Annotated in this window: 8 protein-coding genes and 4 pseudogenes; 4 read left to right on the forward strand and 8 right to left on the reverse strand. The window is 48.9% G+C overall.

Annotation, left to right across the window (positions count from 1 at the left end; translation table 11 throughout):
* The 4 genes and pseudogenes from HQ393_RS17340 to HQ393_RS17355 form a co-directional block, all read left to right on the forward strand.
* A pseudogene (locus tag HQ393_RS17340) lies at positions 1–202 on the forward strand (hypothetical protein); the annotation flags it as partial.
* A 735-nt stretch (positions 203–937) separates the two neighbouring features.
* Positions 938–1,954 (forward strand): adenosine deaminase, encoded by a 1,017-nt coding sequence (gene add, locus HQ393_RS17345; protein ID WP_179358572.1) that lies wholly within the window; start codon positions 938–940, stop codon positions 1,952–1,954.
* Between the two features lie 149 nt (positions 1,955–2,103).
* On the forward strand, positions 2,104–2,553 hold the full coding sequence (locus tag HQ393_RS17350) for a hypothetical protein (RefSeq protein WP_179358573.1): 450 nt from the start codon (positions 2,104–2,106) through the stop codon (positions 2,551–2,553).
* 44 nt (positions 2,554–2,597) lie between these two features.
* Positions 2,598–3,599: pseudogene (locus HQ393_RS17355) on the forward strand (ribonucleotide-diphosphate reductase subunit beta).
* Between the two features lie 733 nt (positions 3,600–4,332).
* Here HQ393_RS17355 and HQ393_RS18070 read toward each other — a convergent pair.
* The 8 genes and pseudogenes from HQ393_RS18070 to glmS all read right to left on the reverse strand — a co-directional run bounded on the left by HQ393_RS18070 (position 4,333) and on the right by glmS (position 15,006).
* Positions 4,333–4,883, reverse strand: a pseudogene (locus HQ393_RS18070) (AAA family ATPase).
* Positions 4,884–5,308: 425 nt separating this feature from the next.
* Positions 5,309–6,418 (reverse strand): AAA family ATPase, encoded by a 1,110-nt coding sequence (locus tag HQ393_RS17845; protein WP_246308022.1) that lies wholly within the window; start codon positions 6,416–6,418, stop codon positions 5,309–5,311.
* 112 nt (positions 6,419–6,530) lie between these two features.
* Positions 6,531–9,956, reverse strand: a complete 3,426-nt coding sequence (locus tag HQ393_RS17365) for an AAA family ATPase (RefSeq protein WP_179358063.1) — start codon at positions 9,954–9,956, stop codon at positions 6,531–6,533.
* Positions 9,953–10,342, reverse strand: coding sequence for an exonuclease SbcCD subunit D C-terminal domain-containing protein (locus HQ393_RS17370; RefSeq protein WP_179358425.1), 390 nt, complete (start codon positions 10,340–10,342; stop codon positions 9,953–9,955). Before HQ393_RS17370 ends, HQ393_RS17365 begins: the two co-directional genes overlap by 4 nt.
* Before the next feature lie 71 nt (positions 10,343–10,413).
* Positions 10,414–11,208, reverse strand: coding sequence for an IS21-like element helper ATPase IstB (gene istB, locus HQ393_RS17375; protein ID WP_179358424.1), 795 nt, complete (start codon positions 11,206–11,208; stop codon positions 10,414–10,416).
* Positions 11,208–12,704: an IS21 family transposase gene (istA, locus tag HQ393_RS17380; protein WP_179354847.1), complete on the reverse strand. Its 1,497-nt coding sequence runs from the start codon at positions 12,702–12,704 to the stop codon at positions 11,208–11,210. Before istA ends, istB begins: the two co-directional genes overlap by 1 nt.
* Positions 12,705–12,797: 93 nt before the next feature.
* A pseudogene (locus tag HQ393_RS17850) lies at positions 12,798–13,013 on the reverse strand (hypothetical protein); the annotation flags it as partial.
* Positions 13,014–13,170: 157 nt separating this feature from the next.
* Positions 13,171–15,006, reverse strand: a complete 1,836-nt coding sequence (gene glmS, locus HQ393_RS17385) for a glutamine--fructose-6-phosphate transaminase (isomerizing) (protein WP_179358313.1) — start codon at positions 15,004–15,006, stop codon at positions 13,171–13,173.
* Positions 15,007–15,173: the final 167 nt, after the last annotated feature.

Consider the following 15,173-nt stretch of genomic DNA (forward strand, 5'->3'; position numbering starts at 1 on the left):
TGCCTCAGGTAAGAAACTGGACGAGTTGTACAAACACGCTTGGTTGCGCGGCCTGAAAACCACTTACTACCTGCGCACGCTGGCAGCAACGGCGGCTGAGAAATCAACCGGTCGTGGTGGCGAGTTGAACGCGGTGCCAGTGGGATGGTGGCTATGCAGCAGCGCAAGCGCAAGCCGTGATTACGGCTGCGGCGGCGGTGGATAGCACGCCAGCGACGGATGCGAAGTTCTGCTCGATTGATAATCCAGATTGCGAGGCGTGCCAGTAATCATGGGCTTCAAGCAAATACCTAATTAGGTATTTGCTTGACCTAGTTCTGCTGATTGCTTTTGCAAGAGATACCCATCGCTGCCGCTATTCGGTAGCGATATTTAAAATGATTGTGGCAGTTATTTTAAATATCGCGAGATGGAAGAGTATTGGCTAATTGAATTTGAAGCGGTTCTCTTGACTGGAGTTGCCGCCTTCCGCGGGGACGTACTTTCTTTGCCTCGCCAAAGTAAGTACGCAAAGAAAGGCGACCCGGGCGAAAAGCGCTCCGCGCTGCCCTTGCTTCGTCGTGAGCCAAACGGTGAAACTGTTTGTCTCTCTCCTCGCCGCGGTTTTCGCTACACGTGGATAAAAGCCCCAGCCCAATCATCGCGGCGCTGCCGTAGGGTGGGTTAGGCCGAAGGACGTAACCCACCATCTTGCTGCTAATGTGGGTATAGGTCTGTAGATAATGCCGGGTTTGGCTTGTATTGATATACCTCGGTGCCGCATGGCGGCGCCGATATTTAAGATGGTTCGTCGAGTCATCTTAAATATCGGTGATCCCGATTGAATATATTGGCGCAAAAGCGCGCTGGCAAGGCATGAGGCCGATGATAGTACATGGTGTACAGCGAGGCCGATTAACGCTGCCAGCGTGTTTTTGCTTAAAACTAAGGAATGATTGTGCCCCAACACCCGCTCGATACCCTGATCACGCGCTTGCCTAAAACCGAGCTGCATTTGCACATCGAAGGCTCGCTCGAGCCTGAGATGATGTTTGCGCTTGCTGCGCGCAATGGCGTGGCTTTGCGTATGCCGATGTCGAGGCGGTGCGAGCGGCGTATCAGTTTGATAGATTGCAGTCTTTCCTTGATCTGTATTACGCCGGTGCGTCGGGTGCTGATTACCCGAGCAGGATTTTTACGATCTGACTTGGGCGTATTTACTGCGCGCCAAAGCGGACAATATCGTTCACACCGAGATTTTTACGATCCGCAAACGCATACTGCGCGCGGCATTGATTTTGCCGTGTCATTCAACGGCATCCGCCGCGCTTTGCTCGACGGCGAGGCGCAACTTGGTATTAGCTTTAGGCTGATCATGTGCTTCCTGCGTCATTTGAGCGAGGAAGACGGCTTTGCCACGCTAGAGCAGGCGATGCCGTATCTGGCGCAGATTGACGGTGTGGGTTTGGATTCCAGCGAATTGGGCCACCCGCCCAGCAAATTTGCACGCCTGTTTGCGCGTTGCGCCGAGCTGGGTTTGCCCGCCGTGGCGCATGCGGGTGAAGAGGGGCCAGCCAGCTATATTTGGGAAGCGCTTGATTTGCTTAAATCGCGCCGCATTGATCACGGTGTGCGCTGTACTGAAGACGCGGAACTCGTGAAACGGCTCGCCGCCGAGCGCATTCCGCTCACCGTTTGCCCGCTGTCGAATCTGAAGCTCTGTGTGGTGAACGATTTGGCCGAGCACAATCTACGCGAGCTGCTGGCCGCAGGTCTGTGTGCGATGGTCAATTCGGATGATCCGGCGTATTTTGGTGGTTATCTGAACACCAATTTACTCGCCTGTCGCGCAGCGCTCGATCTATCGCAAGACGAGATTGTGCAGTTGATCCGCAATAGCTTTGAAGCGAGCTGGCTCACCGCAGACCAAAAAGCGCACTGGCAAGATCAAATCAGCCAAGCGCTCAATGCCTAATCGGAGGCTTTACATGAAACGGATGTTGAGTCTGGTTTTCGTCCTGATGCTCGCCGCATGTAGCAGCACAATGACAGGGCAAAAGCGGGCCGCCGAGCAGATTGTTTCAAGGCCGCATTGCACCTATCCCAGGCAATGGCGTGGTGCTTATGTCGATGAGCCTGCAATCACTCGACCGTGACACCAGCGACGCCACGGTATTTGTGCAAGGCGCGCAAGGGGCCAATTACCTCTATGCACGGATCATGACCGACATCATTAACGCACCAGGTAGCGAGCCTAGCCCCGCAGGTCGAGTGTACTTGCTGAGTTTGCCTGCGGGTGAATACACGGTGAGCAATATTACGGGAAGCTGGTCTCGCCACAGCAATTCGATGCTGGGTTTTGATACCAGCGAATATTTCAATGTGCCCGTACAGCAAAAATTTAGCGTTCGTGCCGGTGAGGTCAGCTACCTCGGTAGCCTTAACCTCAATATCAATTTTCAATCGAGTGTGACTTTTAGCAACGAATTCAAACGCGATATGTTTGATTTGCAAAAACGCTATCAACTCACCGACACCAGCAATATTCAGCAACAACTGCTCGGCAGCCAATAAGCATTGCCAGCACATATTCAAAATGTATTAAAAGGAAAGTAGCCATGCTCAGTTTTGACGATGACGTTCTCGACCGCCCAGCCGCACCCGCGCCAGCTCAGGCGAACGCCATTCCTGCCGCACCAAAAGTGGCCACCAACGCCATTCCGCCGCGCATCACCGCCGATGACAAACGCGTCATCAACGGCACCACCGACGTCAATCAGCTCGTGCCATTCAAACACAAATGGGCCTGGGAAAAATACCTCGCCCAGTGTGCAACCACTGGATGCCGCAAGAAGTGAACATGCAGCGCGACATCGAGCAATGGAAAACCGGCCAGTTATCGAAGACGAAATGCGCGTGGTCAAACGCAATCTGGGCTTCTTTGTGACCGCCGACAGCCTCGCGTGCTGTACCGCCAAGCCGCAGCTGCGCCAAGCGTTTGACGAAGATTCACACCCACATCAATACATTGTTGAATCATTGGGTCTGGACGAAGGCGAAGTCTTCAACGCCTACAACGAAGTCAAAAATCGCGATAAAGATCATTTCTGATGCCATTTATCGACGTATTGACCGACCCGCGTTCAAAACCGGCACCTTGGCCACCGACCAAGCCCTGTTGCGCTCGATCATCGGCCTGCATTATGGAAGGCCTGTTCTCTACGTTGGCTTCGTACAAATCCTGCGCTCGGTCGTCAAAACAAAATGACGGTGCTGCCGAGCCCAAACAAATCCGCACTGCAACGAATCAACACGATCAAAATGGAAAACCCAGAGTGGACAGAGTCGAGCTATTCAAGCAAGCCGTTGAGCTCGAATACGCCTACGCCGAAGACACTATGCCACGCGGCGTATGGGTCTGAATGCCGCGCAATTTAAAGAATACCTGCGTTTCATCGCCAATCGTCGGATGCAGCAAATTGGCCTGAACGAGTTGTTCCCTGGTGTAACGAATCCATTCCCATGGATGAGTGAAATGATTGACTTGAAGAAAGAGAAAAAATTTCTTTTAGACTCGGGTGACGGAGTATCAGACGGGTGGGGCGTTGAGCTGGGATTAATTGTTGCTTTTCTAATTTGTGAGTTCTACCATAGTTCCGAATTTTATAGGCATAGTTTCCGAATTTTTGTGTAGCCAAAGTTCCGAATAAATTCCTGAAAAGACTGCGGAGCTATTAAAGGTCAGCGTCGAACGACAGATAAGTTTGCATTATCGACACATAAGCCTGCATTCGACGACACATAAAGCAGCACAGAAAAGCCCGCTTACGCGGGCTTTCTACTTAGGTCATACCCCCCGAGCCTTGTAGTATTTCTCCAAGGTTAGGAGGGGCTGCCTATTCAAATTTGCAAATTAAACCACCTGAAACTTTAGACTCCCCTTTTATTGACATGCCATCATGTCACTCATCTAGCGTCTTTCATAACTTTAGGCTGGAAGCGCCATCATTCAGCTCCCAGTTTCTCTGCGAGAGTGGCTTCTTGAACTGCTGGCGCCTCTGTTGCCCCCGATGCTCTTAAGCAACGATGAATATGCTCGGAGTCTTGCTTAAGTCGTTCAAATAATGAGCTTTGCAGCGCTCTGCATTCGGGAACTTCTACGGGGTTGCTCCACGCTCAAATACTCCCGCAAGATGGGAGTATTCATTATTGATTCTGTCAATTAACACCGCAGGGATTTTATCTTCACCAAAAAATAGGCGCAGCGTACCTTCGTTCATTCCTTGATCGGGGTATTTGTAATACAAATAAATTTCAAAAAATTTCTGGCATTGTTTGAAAAATTATAAAATATTACATAATTAGTGTCGTCAACTGACTCAATGGATGCGCACTTATGTATTTGTTGAAATAGTAATTGAATTCTGTGACAAACTCTTTGAGATATTTTGGCATGATCGCAATTGTCGATATTCTATCTTTGCGGGCAACGACGAAATAACCCTTTTGATAGTCTTTAAGTTTGCCATCGTTGTCGGAATATTTTCCGCCAAGGCGCTTAAGGTATTTCAGAAAATCAAGATTATGGGTTGATATAAAGAGCTGAGAGAATTTTTTGGTAGAGACGATCTCGGTGTTTAGCAGGCTGTAAATAAAAAAGATGTGATTCCATCTAGAGACGAAATGGGGTCGTCAATCCAAATGACTGGTTTGGTATCTCGTGTGGCGATATCGTCGAGCTTTGCCAAAAAGTAACAAAAAGCAAGTAGGCTACATTCACCTTCACTTAGGTGATGAGCTTTCTTGTTGTCACGAATCACCTCGAAGCGTACTCGTTTTGCTCCCTCCCCCTGTTCCTGTTCGGCTTTGAGTTTGAGAAATCTATGCCCGAAGAAATTATTCAAATACTCATTGACCTTTATCGCACCTTCTCTTCGTCGTTCAGCTCGCGCTTTTTCGATGCAATCTCGTTAGTTTTTTCGAGGACTTTGGCATTGATTTGACTGACTGCTTGTATTGATTCTGTGCTTTTTTCCTTGTAACTCTACGATGGTGGATTGTTGTTTGTCGTATTCGATAGTGATCAGATAGTCTGAAACTTCCTTTAGACGTAGCTTATCTTTGGCCGATTTCTGATCGCGAGCCAACATGGTTGTATAACCATCAGATTTCTCGCAAAGTGCCTTGTAATTATCCCAAATGGATAATAAATGATCTGTAGCCTCTACTGGAGCTTCAAAAGTTCTGGAGCTTAGAATGTTTTCTTTTCGATACGTTAGCTGGAAAATTAACAAATCCAATGATTGTGTGTAATTTTTGATGGCCTCTTTTAATGAATATCCAGATCGCTTAATTCTTGGTGATATTTTGAGTAGAAAAGATTTTTATCAATCGATAAGGCCGAGCTGATGGATTTTTTTTCGTCCTCAATCTGTACTATTAGTGCATCAATATTTTTCTCAAGCTGATTCGACTCTTCGTCAAAATGTTTATCTAGTACTGCCCAGCGGTCCGCGGAAATTGTACTGTCACAAAATAGGCACTGATTGAATTTGTCCTTGTGATGTGCTCGGCCTTCATTGACCCATCTGTGCAGGACTGCATTTTTTACCAATTCTTCAATTTTGTTTGATTCGCTGATCTTCTTAGTGACAAGTACTTCGGTTTGCGCTGCTAGGCTTTGGAATTTAGTGTTAGGTGCCGTGAAGTGAGGAATTGGTTGAAGAGCAGTTTCTAAAATTAGTTTTTCGTATTGTGTTAGCTGTTCTTCTGAAGGAGGGTGATAATCTGTAGCTTGAACTAATGAGATATCTCCCTTCAACTTCTGTATCGTGTAGTTTTGATCGCCAAAGCGTTCCGACTTGTATTTTATCCCTATTTTTTTATCTGTTGCTTTACTACTTAGTTGAGTTTCTAGGGCATCCTTGGCCGACTGATGCTGTTGTGATGCTATGCCGCTGGCCGTTTTGGCTGAACTCAATTGAGCATAGAGTCCTGTTTCGTTAGCTATTTCGTTTGAGCCAAGTTCTAATTCAAGCTCTGCTATTTCTTGTTCGATCTTGTTGTTATCGTCACCAAGGATAGCAAATGATTCAATGTTTTCATCAGGGTTTACTATAAAGCGTAAATTGTCACGAATAAAGTCTTCATTAAATACTCGAATGGTTTTTGTGTGATTTTTTAGTGCCGCTTGTGTTACTTGAGAGTTGTCATCTAAAGTGATGCTGAATGATGGATTTTCGTATTTATCAGATAATACACCCGTTTCTAATGCACGTATAATGCGTGAAAGAGTTGTCTTGCCGGAGTAGTTCCTGCCATAAATCACATTAATATCTTGAAAAGGAGTGGTTTTTCCATTTTCTTCACGAACTTCCGTATCCCATTCGAAACCTTTAAAAACTCCCAGATTGCTAATAGATTTTATTTTTCTAATCATATCTCAGTCCTTGTAGTCTTATAGTGATCGATATCTTTCTGTGCTTAGTTAGGCTCTTAGCCAAGCAGTGGAATTGCTTTAGTTGTTTCGTGGTTTTAGATTTTTTTGGTGTTTATTGATGCTGAATATTTACTGATGAATTTCCTTCGTAATTTGATCTGATGATTTTTATTTGTAATGATATTCGCTCTTTTAATACATCTATATGGCTAATAATTCCTATTGTCTTTCCGCTGGCATTCATCGTATCTAGTGCATCTAGAGCAGTTTCGAGTGCCTCACCATCTAACGTGCCAAACCCTTCATCCAAGAATAGTGAATCAATAGATGTCTTATTGCTGACAAGATCCGATAATGCTAGGGCAAGAGCTAGACTGACTAGAAACCCTTCGCCTCCGGATAAGGTCCGAGTATCTCGTGTTATATCTCCCTGCCAAGTGTCTGAAATTTCTAACTCCAGCTCACCTATAGATTTACGCTGAAGCAAATAGCGTCCGTGCAGCCTTTCAAGATGCCTGTTTGCTAGATGCATCAGGTGGTCTAGTGTCAGCCCTTGGGCAAATTTGCGGAATTTGTCGCCTTCTTTGGAGCCAATCAAGCTATTGAGTCGTTGCCAGATATCTACGTCTGAAACTTGCGCGGCAATTTGCTCGAACAAGGCGGCTTGGTTGTCTCGGCGCTGTGCGTCGTCGCGCAACAGCGCCTGTTGCGCACCTTGTTCCGCAGAAATGGTTTGACGTTGTGTATCCAGTGCTGTGATTTGTGTCTCTAGCGCGGTAAGGTCATGCGGGGTGAGGGCTTGTACTTGTAGTTGGAGTAGTGCCTCTGACGCTGTTTGTTGCACAGCTTTGCTGCGTTCAAGTGCTTGATGTAGCTGTTGTCGCATAGCGAGTAGCTGTTGACGGGTTTCTGTCGGTAGCAGAGCTTGCGTAAAGGCAGCTTGGTCGGCAAAAGGGCTTTGCGCCAATGCCGCCAGCCTATTGGCTTTGGCGGCTTCGCAAACTTGCTGCTGGGTTTGCCTATCTGCAGCCAATTGCGTTTCTTGACCCTGCAAAGTAGCGATTAGCGTCGTTAGTCGTTCGACTTCTGCTGTGTACTGTATAAGCATTGATTCACTGATTGTGATGTCCAAGCGTTGCGGTGTAATAGGTTCCGCCAGTTTTTCCCAACGCGTTTGCCAAGCCATTTTCTGGCCAGTCGCTTGCTCGCTACGATGCTGTTGCTTTTGTAGATTGCTGGCTTGTTGTTGCAGTGCTTGTAGCTTTTCCTGCCAAGTTTGCCAGTCATGCTGGCGGCTTTCCAGCCAGCTACTCATATCATCGGCGGGAGCAAAACCTGAATCATTAATGGCGGTGCTTAGCGCCATCGTAGCTTGTTGCTGAGCTGCTGCATCCTTGGCAATTTGTTGCTCAAGCTCGTTGATGCGCTGGACAGCTTGATCATAGGTTTGCTGAAGTAGCGCCAATTGCGTATCTGCAGCTTGTAGCTGCGCATCATGAGCAGCCTTGTTTTCGCGGGCTTTGATCAAAGCTTGCTGGGCCGTCTCGGTGTGCTCAAGTGCAGCTCTGAGCTCGGCTTCCTGCTGAGCACTGTTTTCTAGTCCTTGTGTGAGCAACTCGGGATCTTGCCAAGCCGTTGCTGCTATCTCTAGAGCAGGAGCTGATGCATCCCATTTGACTTGAATTTCTTGTTGAGTATGAACCAGCCCAGCCAGTACTTGCTGGTACTGTGCCAGGCTACCGGTGAGCTGGTCGATCTGGCTTTTGAGCGCTTGGCCACCTTCTAAAGCTTGTTGCAGTGCTGCGTCTTTTTCCTGCAATGCGAGCGCAGTGGCCGATACATCGAGCTGCTGATAGCGTTGAACGCTGGGATGTTCAGGAGAGCCGCATAATGGGCATGCCTCACCTGGCTTTAAGGACGCACGGTGGGACTCTAGGCTCTGAATTCGTTGCTCTTGCTGTAGCAGCTTGCGCTTGTCATCTGCCTGTTCTTTAAGTTGTCGGTAGTTATTTCGAGCAGTATCTAGCGCGGTCTGTAGCTCAGTCAGTTGCTGGTTGGCTGTCGCAATATGGCTTTCCTGATCGCTACATTGCTTGCTGTTCCGGCGCAGTTGCTCGGCCAAAGAGCTGATTTGCTGCCAAGCGATCATCTGGCCCTGTGTGCGTTGCCAGCTCTCACGTAGCGCTTGCAGAGTACTGCCGTTCAACAGCTGGTTGAGTTGTTGCTCGGCAACTTCGACGAGATTATTACTCTCTACACACTGAGATTGGCCCTGTTGCTGGTTCAGTCGTTGGCTGACAATTTGGGTTGCAACTTCGGCTTGTGTTTGGCTTTGTTTCTGATGTTGCGCCTCTAGGTCCAGAATCGCTTGTCGATTTAGCTCTAACTGCCGGTGTTCAATCTGCCACCCATTTAGCTTTTCACCTAAAGTTGCAAAGTGGGCGTGCTTGGTCTGCCAGACTTCCAGCTGTTCAATGTGGTGTTTGAAGCCTTCATAGAGCTTGGCCTCGTTTGCCGCTAATTCTTCTGCAATTGTCTTTGCCTGCCAATGGGCTGTGACTGATTGTTTTCGAGCGTTGGACAGTTCTTCCTGAACAGCACTCAAACTGGACTGGATATGGTGGAGGCGTCCGTCTGCATCTTGCCATGCAGCAAAAGTCGGGCGGAGGGCTTCTGCTGGCTCGCTGAGTTCAAGCTGATACAGTTGTGGTTGCGCCGATTCTAGTGCAAGTCTTGCTGTGTCTACTGTTTGCTTCGCTTCCTGAGTCGCCTTTTCTGCCTGAGAAAGCTGAAGGCGCCATTGTCGTAGCTGTTGCAGTTGTCCGAGTTCGCTTTGCAGTACGGCTAATTGCTCCGTGAGTTCGGCGATTCTTGTTTGCATTGCTTGGCGTTTTTCATCTGGAAGCAGCTCTACACCGTCGGCTTTTGCTTTTAACTGATCAAGTGTGCTCTTAGCATCACGAGCTTGCTCAAAAACGCGCTGTGAAATCTGCCCGTAGATATCGGTACCGGTTAGTTCTTCCAGTAATTCTGCTCGTTCATTAGCATTGGCATTCAGGAAGGCTGCAAAACCACCTTGGGCTAGCATCATTGATTTAGTGAAGCGCCCAAAATCCAGACCGGTTATGGCTTCAATGCGTTTGAGTTTATCGTTGCTGTGGGTAGTTAGGATTGTGCCATTAGCATCTGCCAACTCAACCTTGGGGGCTTGCAGAGCACCATCGGCTTTGTCGCGTGCTCGCCGCTGACTCCAGAATGCACGATAAATTTGCCCCTTTACTTCGAATTCCACTTCGGCCAAGCAGTCAGCTGTGTGTCGCGTCATGATTTCATTCGATGAGGCTGAAATATTCTTAAGCCGTGGTGTTTCGTGATACAGCGCCAAGCAGATCGCATCGAGCAGTGTAGATTTACCGGCTCCAGTTGGGCCGGTGATGGCAAATAAACCGTTGTCCTTGAAGGGCGGCTGAGTGAAATCAATCTTCCACTCGCCCTTGAGCGAATTAAGGTTTTTCAGGCGCAGGGTGAGGATTTTCATGCCTGCTCCTCACGAAGTAGCGAAACGATGTTCTGGTAACGTTGTTTGAGTTGTTGAGTCAGATCTTCGGGCAGGTCTTCCTGTTCAAGGCGTTTGGCAAAAACCTCATCTGGGCTAAGTTCATCTAGGGTGACCTTAGCCTCAGCATGCAACCTAGCAGCAACTTCACTGCGATCTCGCCGTATGCGTAGTACCTCAACTGGCAAACTTTCGGTCAAGGCTTGAATGCGTGGTTGCAAGTCAGACAGATAATCATCGCCTCGCACCGTTACCTCCAGCCATACAGGACGCTCAGACTGCGCAGATTGTGCTGCGGTTTGAATTGCTGGGCCCAGTGTTGAGGCGCACTGAATATTGACCAGCTGTGCGCGTTGAATTTTGACCAGGCATTTTTGCCGTACACCCTCGTGTACGACCCTCTTTAGCCTATCGGCTTTTGCTGCTTTTTACTACTTCTTCAGAACAACTCCCCACGTTCGGGCAACTGTTCTTTTTGTCTTTCTCGCTCTTGAATCTTCAATTTTGCATTCGCACTGCTTTGCTTAAATCGCCACGATTCATTCCCCGTTTCAATAATGTGGCAATGATGGGTCAGTCGATCGAGTAAAGCCGTGGTGAGTTTGGCGTCGCCAAAGACCGTGGGCCATTCTGCAAAGGTCAGATTCGTCGTGATAATCACACTGGTGCGCTCGTACAGCTTACTCAGCAAATGAAACAGCAATGCGCCACCCGCTTGTGAGAATGGCAAATAGCCCAGCTCATCCAGAATGACCACATCCATATGCATTAAGCTATAGGCCAACTTGCCTTTGCTTTTCTCTTGCTCTAATCGGCTGACCAATTCCAACGTGGAATAGAAACGAACCCGCAAACTATGTTGCTGGATGCCATGAACACCCAGCGCAGTGGCGAGGTGGGTTTTACCGGTTCCTGTACCACCAATCAGGACGATATTGTGTGCCGCCTGAACGTATTCACCCTGTGCCAACACACGAATCAAACGTTCATCGACTTTCGACTGGCTAAAATCAAAGCCCGCGAGATCCCGATGATGCGGGAAACGAGCCGAATGCATCTGATAGCTGATGGAGCGTACGTGTCGGTCGGCATGTTCCGCATCGATCAGTTGCGTGAGGTTGGCATCGAGGATGTCCATCGTGCCACTGCTGCTGGCTTGCTGCAGCTCAGCGTAAGTGGCGGCCATACCATGCAGCTTGAGCCGCTTCAGTTCGGCTTGAATATCCAACTTCATCATGACACCCCCAACCCTTGATGCAATTGATCGTAGCGCTGGCTATCTGCCAGTGGTGGCTCATTCAGCGCCAATGCCACTTCAAGGGCATCTGGCCGAGGTGCTTCATGCAGTCTGGCCAGCACATTCAGGACATGCTCAGCACTGACTTTGCCCGTTTCAAGCATCAACGCGACGGCGACCTGAACGGTTTCTAAGCCGTATTTGGGTACACAACCCAAGACCTTGGCCATGATGCGATCTCCGCCTTTATGGCGCAATAAGCGCTGTTGTAGTTGCCGCAAATCTGCGGGCATTTCATTGAACGGAGCTCCGTTGCGCAACGCGCCAGGCTTTTGCTCGAGCAAAGGAAGATAGTGTTGCCAGTGATAAAACGTCTGACTGCGCTCAAAGCTGCGTACATGCTCTGCGATCACTTGCTGGTCGGCATAGATAACCAGACGGCTGGGATATAGCCGCACACTCACCATTTGATTGGCCCAATGACACGGTACTGAATAGCGATTGCGCTGGAAGGTAATCAGACACGTACTTGATACCCGCGCCAAGACTTCGGTGTAACCATCAAATGCACCTGGAAATGGCATCATGTGAAGCTGCTCATCTTGGCGTAATTCGGCTAATGTGAGCTCAGGATACTCTGGGTGACGCAATTGCTGCCAAGCCAACTGACATTGTTGCTCAAGCCAAGCATTGAGCTCGTCAAAGCTCGCGAATTTGAGCGCCAATGCGGCTTGCCAGATGTGTCGGCGCCGGTCTTGTACATTCTTCTCGACAATACCTTTCTCCCAGCCGGAGGCGACATTGCAAAACTCAGTATCAAACAGATAATGGGCAGTCATCGCATGAAAGCGGGCGTTGATGATGCGTTCCTTGCCGGGCAGCACCTTGTCGACTGCCGTCTTCATGTTGTCGTAAATCCCTCGCAGCGGCACGCCCCCTAACATCTGAAAGGCGCGAGTATGCGCATCAAACAGCATTTCATGGCTTTGGCTAGGATACGCCATCAATGCAAAAGCGCGACTCGCGCACAGCTTCATGTGGGCCAGCAAGACTTTGCGATGAATACCACCAATGAATGCATGCTCTTCGCTCCAATCGAACTGAAATGCCTCGCCCAAGGCAAAGCGCAGTGGCACAAATGCAGACTTCAAGTGATGCCCCATCGTTTGCGTGCGCCAGTGACGAATAAACGCAGTGACTCGGGAGTAATCGCCGCCAAAGCCCGCAGTCACTAGCTCCTGGAACAATACCTTGGCAGTACGCCGGTCTCGTTTGGGGCGATGTAGATCGGTTTGTAATGCTTTAACGAGTTGAGGAATAAAGGGAGACAGCTTGGTTTGGCTAGACTTGCGTCGATAGCGCGGCTCGGTAGCTGAGTCGGTACGTAGCCATTTCTTGATGGTATTGCGCGTTAAGCTGGTGCGCCGTGCAATCTCGCTGATCGAGAGTTGGTCGCGAAAATACATGCGGCGAACTTTAGCAAATGTGGCCATGGTAATCACCTCAAAATCCTTGCTCGATGAATGAGCTTGGAGATTAGTTACCCTGGTCAAAATTCACTGCGCAAAACCGCAGTTTGCTGGTCAATATTCAGTGCGCCTCAACACCGCAAGCTCTAGGTCTGATAGTAGGTGATGCACACGACCTGTTTTTTGGGAAAAAACCCGGTGCGATCTACCCTGTGATGGGACATCTTGAACAAATAGCCAAGGCTTATAGTTTTGACAAAATCCTTGGCCTCGTCCGTCTTTAATCCTGCGAGCTATCTGAAGCTCTGTTAGTGCTTGTTGAGATTTCGACATGAAAAAGTCCAGTACGCTTTTCATTAGCATAGCTGGACTCTCTGAATTTACAACTATTTTGTGTATTTTAGATCTTTGTTGTCATAATTTAGAATTATTTTGTGTATTTTAGAACTATTTTGTTCTCCCACAATAGTCGGAATAATTACCATACCAACTATTCAACCGTGACCGATTTGGCTAGATTGCGGGGTTTGTCCACATCGGTGCCTTTGCGGTGGGCGGTGTGATAGGCCAAGAGTTGGAGCGGAATAGTAAATACAATCGGTGCCAGCGGACCCGTGTTGAGGGGTAAGAAGATGGCTGATTTTACATAGGGTAATGCCGCTTCGCACCCCGGTTCTGCGATCAGATAAATCTGTCCACCACGCGCCTCAACTTCACGTAGATTTGACATGAGTTTTTCAAATAAAGCGTCGTTGGCAGCGCAGACGATGACGGGCATATTTTCATCAACGAGGGCGAGCGGGCCGTGCTTCAATTCGCCTGCGGCATAGCCTTCGGCATGAATGTAGGCAATTTCCTTGAGTTTGAGTGCGCCTTCCAGCGCGATCGGAAATAAGGTGTTGCGGCCTAGGTAGAGCGTATGTGCGTGGTGGCTCAGTGCTTGCGCCCAGCCTTCAATTTCACTTTCTTGACTGAGTGCTGCGCTAATCATGGCGGGCAGCCGCGGTAGCCAGTTGGCCAATTCAGCAAGCTTTTCGTCGCTTAAACTGGATCGTGCTTGGGCAAGGCAGCCGGCAAATACATACAGTGCGGCAAGTTGGGTGGTGAAGGCTTTGGTTGAGGCTACGCCAATCTCTATGCCTGCTTGGGTCAAAATGCTCAGATCTGCTTCGCGGGTTAAGGTGGAGTGGGCGACGTTGCAAAGGGCAAGAATTTTAACTTCGCCGCGTTCTTTGGCGTTTCGGATCGCGGCCAGAAGATCGGCGGTTTCGCCTGATTGCGAGATGGCGATGATCAAAGTGCCACGTTGCTCTAGGCCGTTGCTATACCGGTATTCGCTTGCAATATCCACACTGACTGGCATACCGGTATATGCCTCTATCCAGTATCTGGCGACTAGCCCTGCGTGGTAGCTGGTGCCGCAGGCGATGATTCGGATTGCGGTGGCTTGCTGTAAAATTTGCTGGGCTTGTTCACCAAATTGATCGGGGTTAAAACCTTGGCTTAGCGCTTGATTGATTGTGTTGGCAATTGCAGTGGGCTGCTCGAAAATTTCTTTCTGCATGTAATGCCGATACGGGCCAAGCTCGGCCGAATCGGCACAGACATCGAGCATGCGTGGTTGGCGAATCACGGCAAGGCCGGTGTTATCCCAAATCTGTATTTTTTGATAATCCAGGAGCGCAATATCACCTTCTTCGAGGTAGATCATTTTTTGCGTCAATGGGAGCAGTGCCGCGATATCCGAGGCAAAAAAGAACTCTTGAAACCCCAAGCCAATGACCAGCGGGCTGCCTTGTCGGGCACAAATTACTTGAGTTGGATTTTGTAGGCTTAATACACCAATGGCAAAAGCACCATGCAATTGCCGAATGCTGGCCTGAACTGCGGCGAGAAAAGTTGGGGTCTGTGTTTGCTGATATGCAATCAGGTGCGCAATGACTTCGGTGTCTGTTTCGGACGTGAATGTATAGCCTAATGCAATGAGTTCATTTTTGATGTCGGCGAAATTCTCGATGATGCCGTTATGCACCACCATGATCTCGTTGCCGCCTAAATGCGGATGGGCATTGGCTTCATTGGGCGCACCATGCGTTGCCCAGCGAGTATGGGCTATTCCAATTTGTCCTGTGGAATTGGTGGTCTTGGCGTTCAGATCGGCGACTCGCCCAGCCACGCGAACACGTTCAAATTCGGGGCTGTTAGCTTGATTGAGCACCAAGGCAATGCCGCTAGAATCATAGCCCCGATACTCAAGGCGAGATAAGCCCTCGATGAGCATGGGTACAACATTGCGGGTTGATACTGCGCCAACGATTCCACACATAAGTCCTGTCCTTGAATGATGCAATGCAGCATGCACTGTAGGGCAAACGAGGGGACATGTCGCTAAACAAAACACCTTATATGGGGGCTAATATGGCTTTACCGTTAGACGGATGGTTGTGCCAAATCAGGCTTTGCTCACTACATTGAACTATAAGGTTTCTGCGG

This window comes from Chitinibacter bivalviorum (genome assembly GCF_013403565.1).
Lineage (GTDB): Bacteria > Pseudomonadota > Gammaproteobacteria > Burkholderiales > Chitinibacteraceae > Chitinibacter > Chitinibacter bivalviorum.

What these genes read in the sequence shown, in the direction of transcription:
- HQ393_RS17365 (WP_179358063.1), bottom strand. Translation starts at nt 9,956, where the DNA reads ATGAAAATCCTCACCCTGCGCCTGAAAAACCTTAATTCGCTCAAGGGC.
- HQ393_RS17845 (WP_246308022.1), bottom strand. Translation starts at nt 6,418, where the DNA reads ATGATTAGAAAAATAAAATCTATTAGCAATCTGGGAGTTTTTAAAGGT.
- istB (WP_179358424.1), bottom strand. Translation starts at nt 11,208, where the DNA reads ATGAAGTTGGATATTCAAGCCGAACTGAAGCGGCTCAAGCTGCATGGT.
- HQ393_RS17350 (WP_179358573.1), top strand. Translation starts at nt 2,104, where the DNA reads ATGTCGATGAGCCTGCAATCACTCGACCGTGACACCAGCGACGCCACG.
- glmS (WP_179358313.1), bottom strand. Translation starts at nt 15,006, where the DNA reads ATGTGTGGAATCGTTGGCGCAGTATCAACCCGCAATGTTGTACCCATG.
- istA (WP_179354847.1), bottom strand. Translation starts at nt 12,704, where the DNA reads ATGGCCACATTTGCTAAAGTTCGCCGCATGTATTTTCGCGACCAACTC.